This is a genomic window from Comamonas suwonensis (assembly GCF_012844455.2).
Lineage (GTDB): Bacteria > Pseudomonadota > Gammaproteobacteria > Burkholderiales > Burkholderiaceae_C > Comamonas > Comamonas suwonensis.
Map to the genome: position 1 here is coordinate 72,051 of NZ_JABBCQ020000015.1, position 15,231 is coordinate 87,281.

Annotated in this window: 12 protein-coding genes; 5 read left to right on the plus strand and 7 right to left on the minus strand. The window is 60.4% G+C overall.

Annotation, left to right across the window (positions count from 1 at the left end; translation table 11 throughout):
• The first annotated feature begins 81 nt into the window (after positions 1-81).
• Both HF327_RS16420 and HF327_RS16425 read left to right on the plus strand, forming a co-directional pair.
• Entirely contained in the window at positions 82-2,265 is a 2,184-nt protein-coding gene (locus HF327_RS16420) for a TonB-dependent receptor (protein ID WP_198461349.1), read from the plus strand.
• 14 nt (positions 2,266-2,279) lie between these two features.
• Entirely contained in the window at positions 2,280-3,521 is a 1,242-nt protein-coding gene (locus HF327_RS16425; RefSeq protein ID WP_198461351.1) for a PepSY-associated TM helix domain-containing protein, read from the plus strand.
• A 69-nt stretch (positions 3,522-3,590) separates the two neighbouring features.
• On the opposite strand, the gene HF327_RS16430 is transcribed toward HF327_RS16425, so the two are convergent.
• Positions 3,591-3,869, minus strand: a complete 279-nt coding sequence (locus HF327_RS16430; protein WP_198461353.1) for a PsiF family protein — start codon at positions 3,867-3,869, stop codon at positions 3,591-3,593.
• Positions 3,870-4,083: 214 nt separating this feature from the next.
• Between HF327_RS16430 and HF327_RS16435 the strand changes: the two genes are divergently transcribed.
• Positions 4,084-4,908 (plus strand): undecaprenyl-diphosphate phosphatase, encoded by an 825-nt coding sequence (locus tag HF327_RS16435; protein WP_198461355.1) that lies wholly within the window; start codon positions 4,084-4,086, stop codon positions 4,906-4,908.
• A 137-nt stretch (positions 4,909-5,045) separates the two neighbouring features.
• On the opposite strand, the gene HF327_RS16440 is transcribed toward HF327_RS16435, so the two are convergent.
• From HF327_RS16440 to HF327_RS16460, 5 genes are all read right to left on the minus strand, one after another.
• Entirely contained in the window at positions 5,046-5,912 is an 867-nt protein-coding gene (locus tag HF327_RS16440; protein ID WP_198461449.1) for an alpha/beta fold hydrolase, read from the minus strand.
• Between the two features lie 84 nt (positions 5,913-5,996).
• Positions 5,997-6,980 carry a proteasome-type protease gene (locus HF327_RS16445; RefSeq protein ID WP_198461357.1) on the minus strand — a complete coding sequence of 328 codons (984 nt, stop codon included), beginning with the start codon at positions 6,978-6,980 and terminating at the stop codon, positions 5,997-5,999.
• Positions 6,981-7,039: 59 nt separating this feature from the next.
• The gene (gene mutS, locus HF327_RS16450) at positions 7,040-9,625 is read right to left on the minus strand and encodes a DNA mismatch repair protein MutS (protein WP_236024235.1); all 2,586 of its coding nucleotides are present in this window, start codon (positions 9,623-9,625) and stop codon (positions 7,040-7,042) included.
• 150 nt (positions 9,626-9,775) lie between these two features.
• Positions 9,776-10,852: a sterol desaturase family protein gene (locus HF327_RS16455; RefSeq protein WP_198461359.1), complete on the minus strand. Its 1,077-nt coding sequence runs from the start codon at positions 10,850-10,852 to the stop codon at positions 9,776-9,778.
• Positions 10,853-10,990: 138 nt separating this feature from the next.
• Positions 10,991-11,899 carry an inositol monophosphatase family protein gene (locus HF327_RS16460; protein ID WP_198461361.1) on the minus strand — a complete coding sequence of 303 codons (909 nt, stop codon included), beginning with the start codon at positions 11,897-11,899 and terminating at the stop codon, positions 10,991-10,993.
• A gap of 251 nt (positions 11,900-12,150) precedes the next feature.
• Between HF327_RS16460 and HF327_RS16465 the strand changes: the two genes are divergently transcribed.
• Positions 12,151-12,951, plus strand: coding sequence for an RNA methyltransferase (locus HF327_RS16465; protein WP_198461363.1), 801 nt, complete (start codon positions 12,151-12,153; stop codon positions 12,949-12,951).
• Between the two features lie 34 nt (positions 12,952-12,985).
• Positions 12,986-13,816, plus strand: coding sequence for a serine O-acetyltransferase (gene cysE, locus HF327_RS16470; protein ID WP_198461365.1), 831 nt, complete (start codon positions 12,986-12,988; stop codon positions 13,814-13,816).
• A gap of 119 nt (positions 13,817-13,935) precedes the next feature.
• On the opposite strand, the gene HF327_RS16475 is transcribed toward cysE, so the two are convergent.
• Positions 13,936-15,156, minus strand: a complete 1,221-nt coding sequence (locus HF327_RS16475) for an ABC transporter substrate-binding protein (RefSeq protein ID WP_198461367.1) — start codon at positions 15,154-15,156, stop codon at positions 13,936-13,938.
• Positions 15,157-15,231: the final 75 nt, after the last annotated feature.

Below are 15,231 nucleotides of genomic sequence, written 5' to 3' on the forward strand. Positions count from 1 at the left end.
GATCAGGGTGTTTGCTGCTGCAGAAATGATTGAACTTTAGAATCTAATGATTCTGAAAATCATTCTCAATAGCATTAAAAAATGTTCCCTGTTCGTCGAATTTCCCTGGCTGCCATTGTTCTGTGCAGCCCTCAGCTTCTTTGGGCCCAGACCGCCAGCTCTGCCCAGGTGCCCGAACCAGAAACCGCTCTGCAGACCGTGACCGTGGAAGCCAGTGCAGATGCATCGGCGCAGGGTCTGGCCAAGCCTTTTGCGGGCGGGCAGGTGGCCACCGGAGCGCGCAACGGCATTCTGGGAACCCGGGACTGGAAGAACTCCTCGTTTTCGTCCACGGCCTATACCAGTCAGCTGATTGAGGACACGCAGTCCAAAAGCGTGGGCGATGTGCTCTTGAGCGATCCGTCGGTGCGCCAGGCGCGCGGCTTTGGCAACTTCCAGGAGCTGTACATGCTGCGCGGCATGCCCGTGTACTCCGACGATATTGCCTATAACGGGCTATACGGGCTGCTACCGCGCCAGTATGTGGCCTCAGAATTTTTCGAGCGGGTGGAAGTGCTGCGCGGTGCCAATGCTTTTCTTAACGGTGCCGCTCCCGGCGGCAGCGGCGTGGGGGGCGTGATCAGCCTGCTGCCCAAGCGCGCTGGCAACGATGCACTCACCCAGGTCAGCACGGGCATACAAACCGGTGGTCAGGCCTATGCTTCGGCCGATGTGTCGCGTCGCTTCGGCCCGGACCAGAGCACGGGCGTTCGCCTGAATGCCGTGCGACGCGATGGCGGCACCGGCATCAAGGACGAGGACCGCAGTTTGACAGCGCTGGGCGTGGGCCTTGACTGGCGCAGCCGCGATGTGCGTCTGTCGGCCGATGTGGGCTATCAGCGCAACAGCTATCGTGGTGGGCGTCCCAGCGTGACGCCTTCGGATTTCATTCCTGCGGTGCCGGACAACAAGACCAACTACGCTCAAAGCTGGACGCGCTCCACGGAGCGTGATCTGTTTGCCACCATGCGCGGCGAGTGGGATCTCAATGCCACCACCACAGCCTGGGCTGCGGGCGGCCTGCGCCGCAGCAAGGAAGACAATATCAACAGCGGCGTGACCGTGCTCAACGCCAATGGCGACACCACGGGAACGCGCTTCGACAACGTGCGCAAGGACCGCGTCGGCACGGCCGAGGCCGGCATCCGCACCCGGCTGCAGACGGGCAGCGTCGGTCATGAGCTGGTGGCTTCGGCAAGCACCTATTCAGCGACGGAAAGCGGTGCCTGGGCCATGGCTTCGGGGTTGCGCAACAACCTCTACAACCCTTATGCCAGCGTGATGCCTGAGAACACATTCTTTGGCGGCTCCATGGCCAACCCCTATAAGGTGGGTGAGACCCGCTTCGACAGCCTGGCCTTGAGCGACACGCTGTCGATGTATGACGATCGCCTGCAAGTGACACTGGGGCTGCGCCGTCAGCGCATAGACCAGACCAGCTACGACTACAACAGCGGCTTGCAGACTGACAGTTACAAGAAGTCCGCCACCACACCGGCACTGGGCGCGGTGTTCAAGGTCACCGACGATGTGTCCGTCTACGCTAACTACATCGAGGCGCTGACCAAGGGTGCTGTGGCACCGGCCACGGCCAATAGCCTGCCCGTGCTCAACGCCGGTCAGGTGTTCTCGCCCTACAAGTCCAAGCAGAAAGAGCTGGGCGTCAAATGGCAGCGCGGCACCATGGGGGCGACCGCGGCGCTGTACACCACCGATGTGCCCAGCAGCTATGTCGTCAATCAGATGTATGGTCAGTACGGCAAGCAGCGCAACCAGGGCATGGAATTCACCGTCTTTGGCGAAGCCGCCAAGGGGCTGCGCGTTCTGGGCGGTCTGACGCTGACCCAGGCCAAGATCAAGCAGGCAGCCGATGCCTCTCAGGTCGACCGCTATGCCATCGGCGTGCCCAAGACTCAAGCCACGCTGGGCGTGGACTGGGATGTGCCCGGAGTGTCCGGTCTGGCGCTCAATGCGCGTGTGACGCATACCTCCAGCCAGTACGCCAATGCGGCCAACAGCATGAAAGTAGCCGGTTGGACGCGCACCGACATCGGCGCCCGCTATCTGGTTGATCTGGGCAACGACCGTATGCTGACGTTACGCGCCCGTCTGGACAATGTGTTCGACAAGAACTACTGGGCGTCGGTGGGCGGCTATCCAGGGGCCAACTATCTGGTGCAATCGGCTCCGCGCACCCTGTCGGTGAGCGCTACGGTCAACTTTTGAGGTTGAACGGATATATGCGCGCTCTCTGGACCGTGGTTCACCGCTGGGTGGGTCTGTTTCTCGCGGCTTTCCTGGTCATGGCCGGCCTCACGGGAGCGGTGCTCTCGTGGGATCATGAAATCGATGACTGGCTGAACGCTGACATGCTGCACACGCCGGGGCGTGGCCCGCTGCAGACGCCGCTGCAGCTGGCGCAAACCGTGCAGGCGGCCGATCCACGCGTCGAAATTTCCTATATGACTCTGGGCCTGCGCGAGGGGGAGGCGGCTTCCTTTCTGGTTCGCCCGCTGCTGGATCAGGCTACTGGCAAGCCCCATGCGCTGAGCTACAATACGGTGTTCGTGGACCCGGTAACGGGTGTCATCACCGGTAACCGGGACTCCAAGAGTCTGGCCCTGAGCTGGCGCAACCTCATGCCCTGGCTGCGTCACCTGCATGAAAGCCTGCTGAGCCCCACGTTTGCGGGCAGCGATCGCTGGGGCTACTGGTTCATGGGCGGCCTCGCGCTGCTGTGGCTGGCCGACAGTTTCTGGGCGCTGGTGTTGACCTTGCCTGCGAAGCGCAAGCCTGCCTCGGCCAAAGTACAAGGTGATTCCGGGAAATCCTGGTGGTCACGCTGGATGCCGGCCTGGCGTCTGCGCTGGGGCGCTGGTGCCTACAAGCTCAACTTTGACCTGCATCGTGCGGGCGGGCTCTGGATCTGGGGCGTGATCGTTGTGGTGGCCTTTACCTCGTTCTCGATCAATCTCTACCGCGAGGTGTTCTACCCCGTGATGAGCAAGGTCTCGACCACCACGCCGGGCCCGTACGAGACGCTCAAGCCGGCGCCCTTCGGCAGCTATATCGAGCCGAAGATCAGCTTTGCTTCAGCGATAGATATTGCCAAGAAGGAGGCCCTGCAGCTGGGTATCAAGACCGAAGCCGGCGGCATTTGGTACGGCGGAGATTTTCCGTTCTACAACGTGTCCTTTTTCGACCCTGATGACGAGACCGGAGCCATGGGCATGGGCCTGTCCAACGTCTATGTGAGTTCTGAAACCGGCGAGTTGCTGGGCAGCTATCGTCCCTGGCATGGCACGGGTGCCGATGTGTTCGTGCAGCTGCAGCTGCCGCTGCACAGCGGACGCATTCTGGGTACTTTTGGACGCGTTCTCATGTCCTTTGTGGGCGTGATGGTGGCCATGTTGTCCATCACCGGCGTGGTCATCTGGTGGCGCAAGCGGCGCGGCAGGCGGGCGCAGCTGGCGGCGCGCTAAAGGCCGTGCTCGCAGAAGACAAAACGCCATGGTCTGACCATGGCGCTTTTGTTTTGAGAAGAGCGGGACTCAGTTCTTCTTCAGGCACTCGCTCATGAAGGCCTTGCGCTCGTCGCCTTTTTTGCCGGTGGCGTCGGCATTGCAGCTCTTCATGCGTTCTTGCTGGCGCTTCTTGCCGTCAGACAGGCAGGACTTCATGAACTCCTTGCGATCATCGCCTTTTTTGCCGGTGGCTTCGGTGTTGCAAGTGCCCATGAGTTGCTGCTGAGCGGTTTTGGGTTTGTCGTCAGCAGCCATGCTCATGCTGCAAGCCAAGGACACGAGAGCCAGGACAACGAGTTTTTTCATGATGGTGTGATTTTTGTGAAAACGCCGACAACCGACGCGCAGTCATTGCAGCATAGCTCGGGGGCTTTGCCCATGGCCGCAAACCATGGTTTGTAAAAGTTTGCGATTGAAGAGCGATTAAGGGGGCGTAAGAGAGCTGTGCCCTAAATAGCGAAAACGACAAGTGGATAATGAGCAGCTTTGCTCTCAACCCTGCACCCAAAGGACGATTCGCGTGGATACTTTATTGCTGCTCAAGGCCGCCATCATGGGCGTTGTGGAAGGGCTGACCGAGTTCTTGCCGATTTCCTCAACCGGTCACTTGATTCTGGCGGGCTCGCTGATGGGCTTTGTCGGTGGCAAGGCCAAGGTGTTCGAGATCGCCATTCAGACCGGGGCCATCTTTGCCGTGATGTTGGTGTACTGGCAAAAGATTCGCAGCACGCTGGTCGAGCTGCCCACCAGCCGTGAGGCGCAGAAGTTTGCGCTCAATGTCTTCATCGGCTTTCTGCCCGCCGTGGTCCTGGCGCTGCTGTTTGGCAAATATGTGCAGGAGCATCTGTTTACGCCCGTGATTGTGGCTACGACCTTCATCGTCGGCGGCTTCATCATCTTGTGGGCTGAAAACCGCCCCGCTGCCGCCACCCGCGTGCATTCTGTGGACGATATGACGCCCATCGATGCGCTCAAGGTCGGTCTGGTGCAATGTCTGGCGCTGATCCCCGGCATGAGTCGCAGCGGCTCCACCATCATCGGCGGCATGGTCATGGGCCTGTCGCGCAAGGCGGCGACGGACTTCTCCTTCTTTCTGGCCATGCCCACGCTGATTGGCGCAGGCGTCTACAGCCTCTACAAAGATCGCGCATTGCTGAGCATGGACGATGTGCCGCTGTTCGCCGTGGGTCTGGTTTTTTCCTTCATCAGCGCCTGGCTGTGCGTGCGTTGGCTGCTGCGCTTCATCTCCACCAACAGCTTTGTGCCGTTTGCCTGGTACCGCATCGTCTTTGGCATCATTGTGCTGGTGACGGCCTATACCGGTGTGGTGAACTGGCACCACTAAGCTCGCTTCCTTGTGCTCATAAAAAAGCCACTTGCGTGATTGCAAGTGGCTTTTTTCATAGCTGATAGCGCCTTTAGTCATTGGGTTTCAGTCTGTTTTATGAATGAATCCCATCATCAAAATGCGCTACCTGCTATCTATTTGTGAGCGTCTGTCCCCGCTTTTTGCAGAATGCTTTGCTCCATATTGAGCAGCGACGCTTCGATGGCCGCGGCTGTGGCCTGTGGGCGCTCCATGGGAAAGAGGTGGCCTCCGTCCAGCATCATGATGCGCCCGCGTGTCATGCGCTGTGTCATCTCCATGCCAACCTGGCGCATTTCTACCGATGAACGCCCACCGATAAAAGACACGGGGCAGTGCAGCGGGTTGCGCCTGAGCTGGTGGTTGAGATTGCTGGGCAGGGTGTTGTAGATGGCGGTTTCCACTTCGCGGCTGAACAGCAGGCTGCGCCTGCCCTGATCGTCGTCTTGCAGGCCATGCTCCACATAGTCTTGCAGCACCTGTGGGTGCCACTGGGTAAAGGCTTTTTTGCCGCGAAAGTACTCCAGTGCCTCGGCATTGCTTGCCCAGGTGTGGCGTCTGCGCTGGCTGATTTTGCCTGGCGAGACCGACGCCACAATCTGCGTTTGTTTGGCCAAGCCCACGGCATTGGCCTTCCAGCCGCCCAGCAGGGGCGAGTCAATCAGCAGCACCCCGCGGGCCAGATCGGGTCGTTTGGTGGCCGCCTGAAAGCTCAGAATGCCGCCCAGCGAGTGGCCCACCAGATAGATGGGCTGGCCATGCTGCTGCACTTTTTGCTCGACAAATTCGATCAGCTCTTCCACCAGATGCGGCCAGTGATTGGTGACCGGGCGTGCCGGGTCATGGCCAAAGCGATCCACGCCACTGGCATCAATGCCGCGCTGGCGCAGCAGAGAAAACAGCAGGCGGTAGGTGCCGAGAGGAAAGCTGTTGGCGTGCGCGAACACCACGGGCAGGGTGTTCAGATCGCTGGCAGAAACCATGGTGTGAGAGCTGTGGGACACAGAATGATGAATCGGGTGGCGGGTGCGTCTGTCATGAAAAACGCACCCTGAGGTGCGTTCATCTTATCGGTTAGAGAGCGATGCTTGCCGCTGCAGCCTGGCCTGCTCCTCGCTGGTCTGCATGCGCTGGTATTCGGTGGCGGTGCTGAGGCCGGCCTGCGCTGGAACCGGCGGCTGGCGCAGGGCTGCGGGAGGGATGCTGCCGGCACCCGTGCCCAGTACGGATTTCATGGCGGTGGGGGTTCCCACCTTCACCAGCGGATGCGCACGCGGACTGTGAATGCGGATGGGGGAGTCCGTCTTGCCGCCATCCCAAGCCGGGTCGTCAATGCTGTCGAACACATTGCGCAGGCGCTCGCCCCAGCTGTCGTGCAACATGCGCAGATAGGGATTGTCGGCGTCCAGGCAGACAATGCGGTCTGTGGCAAAGCGGTTGTTTTCGTAGACGATCAAATCCAGTGGCAAGCCCACCGAAAGATTGGACTTGAGTGTGCTGTCCATGGACACCAGCGCGCATTTGGCGGCTTCGTCCAGCGGGGTCTCTGAGGTGATGACACGGTCGAGCACGGGCTTGCCGTATTTGGATTCGCCAATCTGGAAGTAGGGCGTCTCACCCGTGGCTTCGATGAAGTTTCCGGCCGAATAGACCTGAAACAGGCGCATTTGCTCGCCCTGAATCTGGCCGCCAAAAATCATGGACACGTTGAAGTCCACGCCCGCGCGCTGCAGAGCGGCGGCTTCGCGTTCATAAACATGGCGCACGGCCGCGCCCAGTACGCGGGCGGCGTCGAACATGCTGCGCACATTCCAGATGGTGAGCATCTCGTCCGTGGTCGTGTCGTGCAGCTGAAAGCTTTCCAGCAGCTCGCGCACCGACTGGGTAATGGACAGATTACCTGCAGATTGCAGCACCATAAAGCGCTCGCCCGGCTGCTCATAAAGCATGACCTTGCGGAAAGTGCTGATCTGGTCGAGCCCTGCATTGGTGCGGGAATCGGACAGGAAAACGAGGCCGGCATTGAGCTTGAGGGCGACGCAGTAAGTCATGACGGAAAGCGGTACGGTAAGAATTGAAGTGTAGTGGCAGCAGCGCTCAGGTGTGCCGCTTATGCCAGGCTGATGTTTTTGAGCTGGTACAGCGCTTCCAGCGCCTCACGCGGGCTCAATGCATCAGGATTGATAGCGGCAAGCGCTTGCTGCAATGGGCTGGGGGCGGAAATATCGTCTACCAGCTCGGGCGCATCAAACAGGTTGACCTGCGTGTCGTTTTCACCGGCTTGCGATTCCAGTGCCTCCAGCGCATGGCGGGCATGGTTGAGCACGCCAGCGGGCATGCCCGCCAGTTTGGCGACCTGAATCCCGTAGCTGCGGCTGGCAGGGCCGGCTTGAATTTCGTGCAGAAACACGATGTCGCTGCCTGATTCAGCCGCGCCCACATGCACGTTGACGGCGGCCTTGGCCTTGGCGGGCAGCTCGGTCAGCTCAAAGTAGTGGGTCGCAAACAGCGTGAAGGCCTTGGTCTTGTCATGCAGCTGCGTGGCAATGCCGCTGGCCAGCGCCAGGCCGTCAAAGGTGCTGGTGCCACGGCCAATTTCGTCCATCAGCACCAGAGAATGCGGTGTGGCCGAATGCAGAATCTGTGCGGCCTCGGTCATCTCCATCATGAAGGTGGACTGGGCGTTCGCCAAATCATCGGCAGCGCCAATGCGGGTGTGAATGGCGTCAATGGGGCCAAGGCGGCAGCTGGCGGCGGGTACATAGCTGCCCATGCTGGCCAGCAAAGTGATCAGGGCTACCTGGCGCATATAGGTCGATTTACCGCCCATATTCGGGCCGGTAATGATCTGCATGCGTGTGTTGAGGTTCATGCGCGTGTGGTTCGCGATGAAGCTGCCGCTCGACGTTTCAGCCATGCGCGCTTCCACCACGGGGTGGCGGCCGGCTTCGATCTCGATGCAGGGCTGGCTGACGAATTGCGGCTCGGCCCAGTTCAGCGTCAGCGAGCGCTCGGCCAGCGTGCACAGCACATCCAGCGCGGCAATGGCCTGCGCCACACGGGTGAGCTGGGGCACATGAGGCTGGAGCTGATCGAGTACCTGCTCGAACAGGAATTTCTCACGCTGCAGCGCACGCTCTTGTGCGGACAGTGCTTTGTCTTCAAAGGCTTTGAGCTCTGGCGTGATGTAACGTTCGGCGTTTTTCAGCGTCTGGCGGCGGCGGTAGCGCTCGGGCACCGCATCCTTGTAGCTGTTGGTAATTTCGATGTAAAAGCCGTGGACTTTGTTGAACTGCACGCGTAGGTTGGGAATGCCAGTCAGCAGCTTTTCTTTGGATTCCAGCTCCAGCAGAAACTCGTCGCAGTTGTTCTGAATGGCACGTAGCTCATCGAGCTCGGCATCAAAACCGGTGGCAATCACGCCACCATCGCGCACCAGTGCGGCGGGCTCCTCCATGATGGCGCTTGCCAGCAGCTCGGCGCAGCCCTGAGGCGGAATCAAATCGGTGAAAATCTGAGTCAAATAGGCCGATGGTGCTTTGCCGGATTGCGCAAGCAGCTGCGATTTTTGTAGCGTTTTGGACAAGCCCACCAGCTCGCGCGGGCGTACCTGGCGCAGGGCGATGCGGGCGGTAATGCGCTCCACATCGCTCACGCCTTTCAGCTCGGCGCGCAGGGCTTGCCAGGGCGTCATGCCTGCGCCTGCGCCGCGCAGCACACCAATGGCTTCAAGGCGCTGCATGGCGCTTTGGCGGTTGCGCTCGGGCTCCAGCATCCAGGTCTTGAGCAACCGGCTGCCCATGCCGGTCATGCAGGTGTCGAGCAGCGAAAACACCGTGGGCGAGTCCTCGCCGCGCAGCGTCTTGATCAGCTCCAGATTGCGGCGCGTGGCCAGCGGCAGCGCGATCAGCGCATCGTCGCGCTGAACCTGAATGGCGTGGATGTGGGTGAGGTTGCGCCCCTGCGTGTGCTCGGTATAGGAGAGCAGGGCAGCACTGGCCGCATGGGCCAGTGGCATGTTTTCGGCCTCCCAGGCCTTGAGGCTGGCGGCACCCAGCAGTTCCAGCAGCTTGCGCTCGCCCAGGCCCGAGTCAAATTGCCAGTCGGGGCGGGGCGACAGCGGGCAGGTAATGGCGCTGCTGTGCTTGATGGCCAGCAGGGCTTGTTCAAAGCGCTCGGTCACACCGGCGCTGTAAATGACTTCACTGGGGCTGATGCGCGAAAGCCATGCACCCAGCTCATCGGCCGCACATTCGGCCATGTGGATGCGGCCCTGGGTCACAGCCATCCAGGCCAGGCCGCAGCGCTGGCGGCCTGCGGTGTGCACGGCGACCAGCATGGCTTCGCTCTTGTCGGAAAGCAGCTCGCTGTCGGTCAGAGTGCCGGGCGTGACCACGCGCACCACCTTGCGCTCCACAGGGCCCTTGCCCAGACCAATTTCGCCGACCTGCTCGCAGATTGCCGCCGATTCGCCCATCTTGATGAGGCGGGCCAGATAGTTTTCCAGCGCATGAAAAGGCACGCCCGCCATGGGAATCGGCTGACCGGCGGTCTGGCCGCGCGAGGTCAGCGTGATGTCCAGCAGGCGCGTGACTTTTTCGGCATCGGCAAAGAACAGCTCGTAAAAGTCCCCCATGCGGTAGAAAACCAGCGTGTCGGGGTAGTCTGCTTTGAGCTTGAAATATTGCTGCATCATCGGCGTGTGTGCCGAGAGGTCAGCCATGTCAGGGGTGTAGGCCGGCGACGGGGTTTCTGTGCTTTTCTGGGTCATCGCTTCAGCGGTGTGCAATTCGTGGGGCGCTGCGCTGATTAGGGCGCGCGCCAAACTACGCATTATCGGCGATGGTCAAAAGCTGATCTTGTGCCCGCTTTTAGCGCCTCCAGCATCAGGCGCAGCGGCTTCATCTGAATCATGAACAGGTCGGTAGCCGGGGCCAAAAGACACATCGCCCATTCGCCAGCCTGCGCGGCAGGTGACTGCGCCCCAGAAGCGCCTGAGCGTGTACCACTGCATGGCGATGAGGCCGCGCTCGTTGTCGGCATCGACCTCTGGGTCACTCACGCCGGTGGGGCGGAGTTCTTCATCGTGATAAAGGGCGCTGCCAAACAGCTGATCCCACCAGGGCAGGACCTGGCCGAAGTTGCAGTTGTGGCGCTCGGGCCGCTCCGCATCGCGCAGCATATGGTGGTTGCGGTGAAAGCGCGGACCAACAAAAAGGCGCTCGCCGATCTTGCCAACCCAGCCCAGACGCAGGGCGACGTTGGCGTGAGAGAAGTTCTGCACCAGCTCGCTGAGCAGGCCCAGCATGGCGAACTCCGAGGGCTCCACGCCCATGGCCAGACCCACGGTGGCCAGCACAAAACTTTGCAGCATGCCGTCCAGATAGTTGCTGCGGTCGTTGCTCCAGCAGCTCATCTGGCGCTGGCTGTGGTGCATGCTGTGCATGGCCCACCACCAGGGAATGACGTGCTGGGCGCGGTGCATCCAGTAATACGTGAGGTCGTAGATCACGTAGTACACGGCAAACAGCATGTAGGGGTGGTCTTCAAACCACGGTAGCCAGGCCTTGAGGCCGCTGGCTTCTTTGGTGGCTGGGCCGCCGCCCAGCATGTGGGCGATGGGCATGAGGATCAGAAAACTGAACAGAGGAAACAGGCCCAGCAGCATGAGCAGGGTGTAGTTGCGGTCCACCGTGGTGTGGCGGCGATCGGCCCAGCGCTCGGCTGGCAAAAGGCTTTCCAGCGGGCGCATCACGCCGCCGATCAGAAACAGCTGCAGCAGCGCGATCAAGATGCCTGCCGCAATCTCGCGCGGATCTCCGGCGGCCTCGGCAATGTTCAGAGCGTTGACCACGGGCGTCACCACATGCAGGGAAACCCAGTCAATGGCCAGAGTCCAGTGCTGGCTGAAAAAATCCATCATATTGATCTGCCCGTTTGTCGTTGGGGCTGATTCTGGACAGTGAACTTGTGGATTCTGTGGAGATAAAAAAAGAGCCCGACTCACAGGAGGCGGGCTCTTTTCGCAGTCGTGGGGCGACCGCCTTTTTATATTGAGCGCTTATTCAGCGGCTTTGGATTCGGCTTCGGCGCTCTCGTCAGCGGGCACTTCAAAGTTGTCAGACTTCACAGCTTGGCGCACGGCGGCCTTCTCACCGGCAGAGGCGAACTTGCTGAACTTGCCAATCACGGGGATCAGTGCGCCATAAATGCGGGGAGCGGCGGCCAGGATTTCCTTTTGCTCCAGGAAGTCGGCTTCGCCGGTGAAGTTGCCCACCAGACCACCTGCTTCGCTGACCAGCAGCGAGCCTGCAGCCACGTCCCAGATGGACAGCCCGGACTCAAAGAAACCGTCGGCAAAACCGGCGGCCACGTAGGCCAGATCCAGAGCGGCAGAGCCGGGGCGGCGCACGCCTGCAGTGCGCTGCATGACTTCGCCCAGCATCAGCATGTATTGCTTGAAGTTGTCGCCACGGCGGAATGGGAAGCCGGTGGAGATCAGGCAGTCACGCAGCTGAGTGCGCTTGGAGACACGGATGCGGCGCTCGTTCAGGTAAGCACCACGGCCCTTGGTAGCGGTAAACAGGTCGTTACGGCTGGGGTCATAGACCACGGCGTGCTCGACCTTGCCCTTGTAAGCCAGAGCGATGCTGACGCAGTACACGGGGAAGCCGTGGATGAAGTTGGTGGTGCCGTCCAGAGGATCGATGATCCAGACATGGTCAGAGTTCTTGGCACCGTGCTCTTCACCCGACTCTTCGGCCAGGATGGAGTGCTGGGGGTAGGCGTTCAGCAGCGTCTCGATGATGACGCGCTCGGCGGCTTGGTCTACCTCGGTCACAAAGTCGTTCACCTGCTTTTGCGCAACGCGCACCGATTCCACATCCAGTGCGGCACGGTTGATGAGGGCGCCAGCGGCGCGAGCAGCCTTGATGGCCACGTTGAGCATGGGGTGCAGGGAGTTCGACATAGATTGTGAGTGCCTTGGCGGCTCAGCCCGGCGCAAAGGCGGGCTGAACTACGCGGGTAAGAACGTAAAAAGCCGCGACCGGCGATGCGGGGCGGCGACAATAGGCGCAATTCTACCCAGCCTGCACTTTTTTTGCTTGTGTGGCCCAGAGACCAGAGGGTCTTGTCTGCGGCCTTTCAATGAGCCATCAAGAGTGTGGGTGCTGTCTCTGTACTGTTTTATCAAGGCCACAAGTGGGGCCTTTTGCTGTGATGAAAACCCGATTCGTACTGATTGAAACCAGCCACGCTGGTAATGTGGGCGCTGCTGCCCGCGCGCTCAAGACCATGGGCTTTGACGACCTGGTGCTGGTGCGCCCGCGCTACCAAAATGTGCTGCGCAAGGAAGAAACCATTCAGCGTGCCAGCGGCGCACTGGATGTGCTGGACAAGGCCCGTATTGTCGACACGCTGGAAGAAGCGCTGGACGGCATCAGCCATATGTGTGCCACGGCCATGACGCCACGCGACTTTGGCCCGCCCACCCGCACGCCGCGCGAGCACTTTGAGTTGCTACTGAAAGGTGAGCTGGATGTGCGCTCTGCACCAGCGGTAGATGGCGATTTGACGGATAACGCAGTCACCCCTGGCGCGGTCTGCAACCAGAAGGGTGTGGCCTTTTTGTTTGGCTGCGAGCGCTTTGGCATGAGCAACGACGATGTGTATCGCTGCGATGTGGCGCTGACCATTCCGTCCAATCCGCAGTTTGGCTCGCTCAATCTGGCCTCGGCGATTCAAGTCGTTGCCTATGACTGGCGCGCGGCGCTGGGTGGCTTCCCGGTCGAAGAACATGTGCCCGAGGTCAACCGTGCCGACATGGCTCAGGTGCAGGGCATGCTGAGCCACCTCGAGCAGGCGCTGGCCCATGTCGGCTTTCTGGACCCGGCAGCGCCCAAAAAGCTCATGCCCCGGCTTAACCAGCTTTTCAACCGCGCGCAGCTGACGCAGGAAGAAATCCATATTCTTCGCGGTGTTGCCAAAGCCATGCTGAAGTGCGAGCCGCCAACCCGCTAGACTCGATGACCTGCTAAACATTTCTCGATATTTGATGCTTGATCGCCTGCGCTCCGACATCCAGTGCATCCTCGACCGTGACCCTGCGGCTCGCAGTACCTGGGAGGTCATCACCTGTTACCCCGGACTGCATGCCATCTGGCTGCAACGCCCGGCGCACTGGTGCTGGACGCATGGTTTCAAATGGCTGGGTCGCTTCATCTCACACATGGGGCGCTGGTTCACCGGTATTGAAATCCACCCCGGTGCCGTTATCGGCAAAGAGGTCTTCATCGACCACGGCATGGGTGTTGTGATTGGCGAAACAGCCGTGGTGGGCGACGGCTGCACCATTTATCACGGCGTCACGCTGGGCGGTACATCGCTTTACAAGGGCGCCAAGCGCCACCCCACGCTGGGCAAGAACGTGGTGGTCAGCGCGGGTGCCAAGGTGCTGGGCGGCTTTGAAGTGGGCGATGGTGCCAAGATCGGCAGCAACGCCGTGGTCATCAAGCCCGTGCCTGCGGGTGCAACGGCCGTAGGCATTCCTGCGCGCATCATTGCCAGCAAGAGCGGGCAGAGCGCCGATGTGACGGAGCACGAAGCGGCTCCCAAGGTGGTTGCGCAGCCAGCGGGTGCGATGGATGAAGACTGCGGCAAGAGCGGCTTCAGCGCCTATGGTGTGACGACGGAAGTGGACCCTGTGGCGCAGGCCATGCGCTCCCTGTCTGAAGGCGCATCAGGCCATGAAAAGCAAATTGCATTGCTTTGGGCCGCGATTGAAAAGCTGTCGATTCAAGGTCAGGTCAAGGACTGCATGCCTTGCGAGTCCGAGCGGCCCGAGGCCTTCCAGAAAGAAAAGATCGACCAGATTCTGGGTAAATAAGGCTCGAATCCTTATCTGGCGCTTGTCAATCAAGCGCAAGTAGCTCTTGTTTTGATAGTGATTGAATCAAAAAGCCGGACCGCTTTGCAGTGGCCCGGCTTCTTTTTTGCGTCAGCTGCTTACTTCCACAGCGCGCATTTGCTTTCTTCCTTGGTGGTGAAGACCTGATCGCCGGGCAGAGTCTTGAGCACCTTGAAGTAATCCCAGGCCTTTTTGGACTCCGCCGGGCTCTTGACCTGGAGCAGGTGCATGTCGTGGGCATAGCGGCCATCGGGACGGATCACGCCCTTGGCATAGAAGTCCGACAGCGGCGTGGCCTTGAAGCCAGCCATGATCTTGTCGGCATCCGTGGTGCCCAGCTTTTCGGCCAGCTTCAGGTATTGCATGGCGGCCGAGTAGTTGGCTGCCTGCAGCGAGGTGGGCATTTTCTTGAACTTGGCGAAGAAGCGATCCGAGAACTTGCGGCTTTCGGGGTTCAGATCCCAGTGCCAGCTGTCGGTAAACATCAGTCCCTCGGTGGCCTTCAGGCCCAGGCTGTGAATGTCGGAGCTGAACAGCAGCAGGCCGGCCAGCTTCATGGTCTTGGTCAGGCCAAATTCACGCGCTGACTTGATTGCGTTGATGGTGTCTCCACCGGCATTGGCCAGACCCAGAATCTGGGCCTTGGAGTTCTGGGCCTGCAGCAGGAAGGAGGAAAAATCGGCCGTGTTCAGCGGGTGCTTGACGCTGCCCAGCACCTTGCCACCTGCGGCGTTAATGACGCGCGTGGTATCGGCCTCCAGTGCCTGACCAAAGGCATAGTCTGCGGTCAGAAAGAACCAGTTCTTGCCACCCAGCTCCACCACGGCCTTGCCCGTGCCCTTGGCCAGCGCCACGGTGTCATAGGCGTAGTGCACAAAGTAAGGACTGCATTGCTCGTTGGTCAGGGCCGATGTGCCTGCGCCGTTGATGATGTAGACCTTCTTTTTTTCATCGGCCACCTTGCCCATGGCCAGCCCGGCACTGGAGGTCGTGCCGCCAATGAGCATGTTCAGGCCCTGTGTATCAAACCACTCGCGGGCTTTGCTGGCGGCAATATCGGCCTTGTTCTGGTGGTCGGCCGTCAGCACTTCAATGGGCTTGCCCAGCAGCTTGCCGCCAAAGTCGTCCACCGCCATCTGCACGGCCATCGCGCCGCCCTTGCCGTCTACATCGGAGTAGAGGCCGGACATGTCAGTGATGAAGCCGATGCGAATCTTGTCCTGCGCCTGAGCGCTTGCGGAGGCCAGCAGGCAGCCCAGCGCCAGCGTCAAGGTGCGTGGCGAAAAAACGGTGGCAGCGGAAACAGAGCGAGGCTTCATCAAAGTCATCTCCTGAGGTAGTAAGCGCCCATGCATGGTGACGGGCAGAACGCATAGTCGCAGCCACAGTGCGCT

Excerpts from the sequence above, each read along its gene's own strand:
- HF327_RS16420 (WP_198461349.1), top strand. The coding sequence starts at position 82 with ATGTTCCCTGTTCGTCGAATTTCCCTGGCTGCCATTGTTCTGTGCAGC.
- HF327_RS16425 (WP_198461351.1), top strand. The coding sequence starts at position 2,280 with ATGCGCGCTCTCTGGACCGTGGTTCACCGCTGGGTGGGTCTGTTTCTC.
- HF327_RS16430 (WP_198461353.1), bottom strand. The coding sequence starts at position 3,869 with ATGAAAAAACTCGTTGTCCTGGCTCTCGTGTCCTTGGCTTGCAGCATG.
- HF327_RS16440 (WP_198461449.1), bottom strand. The coding sequence starts at position 5,912 with ATGGTTTCTGCCAGCGATCTGAACACCCTGCCCGTGGTGTTCGCGCAC.
- HF327_RS16445 (WP_198461357.1), bottom strand. The coding sequence starts at position 6,980 with ATGACTTACTGCGTCGCCCTCAAGCTCAATGCCGGCCTCGTTTTCCTG.
- mutS (WP_236024235.1), bottom strand. The coding sequence starts at position 9,625 with ATGATGCAGCAATATTTCAAGCTCAAAGCAGACTACCCCGACACGCTG.
- HF327_RS16455 (WP_198461359.1), bottom strand. The coding sequence starts at position 10,852 with ATGATGGATTTTTTCAGCCAGCACTGGACTCTGGCCATTGACTGGGTT.
- HF327_RS16460 (WP_198461361.1), bottom strand. The coding sequence starts at position 11,899 with ATGTCGAACTCCCTGCACCCCATGCTCAACGTGGCCATCAAGGCTGCT.
- HF327_RS16465 (WP_198461363.1), top strand. The coding sequence starts at position 12,151 with ATGAAAACCCGATTCGTACTGATTGAAACCAGCCACGCTGGTAATGTG.
- cysE (WP_198461365.1), top strand. The coding sequence starts at position 12,986 with ATGCTTGATCGCCTGCGCTCCGACATCCAGTGCATCCTCGACCGTGAC.
- HF327_RS16475 (WP_198461367.1), bottom strand. The coding sequence starts at position 15,156 with ATGAAGCCTCGCTCTGTTTCCGCTGCCACCGTTTTTTCGCCACGCACC.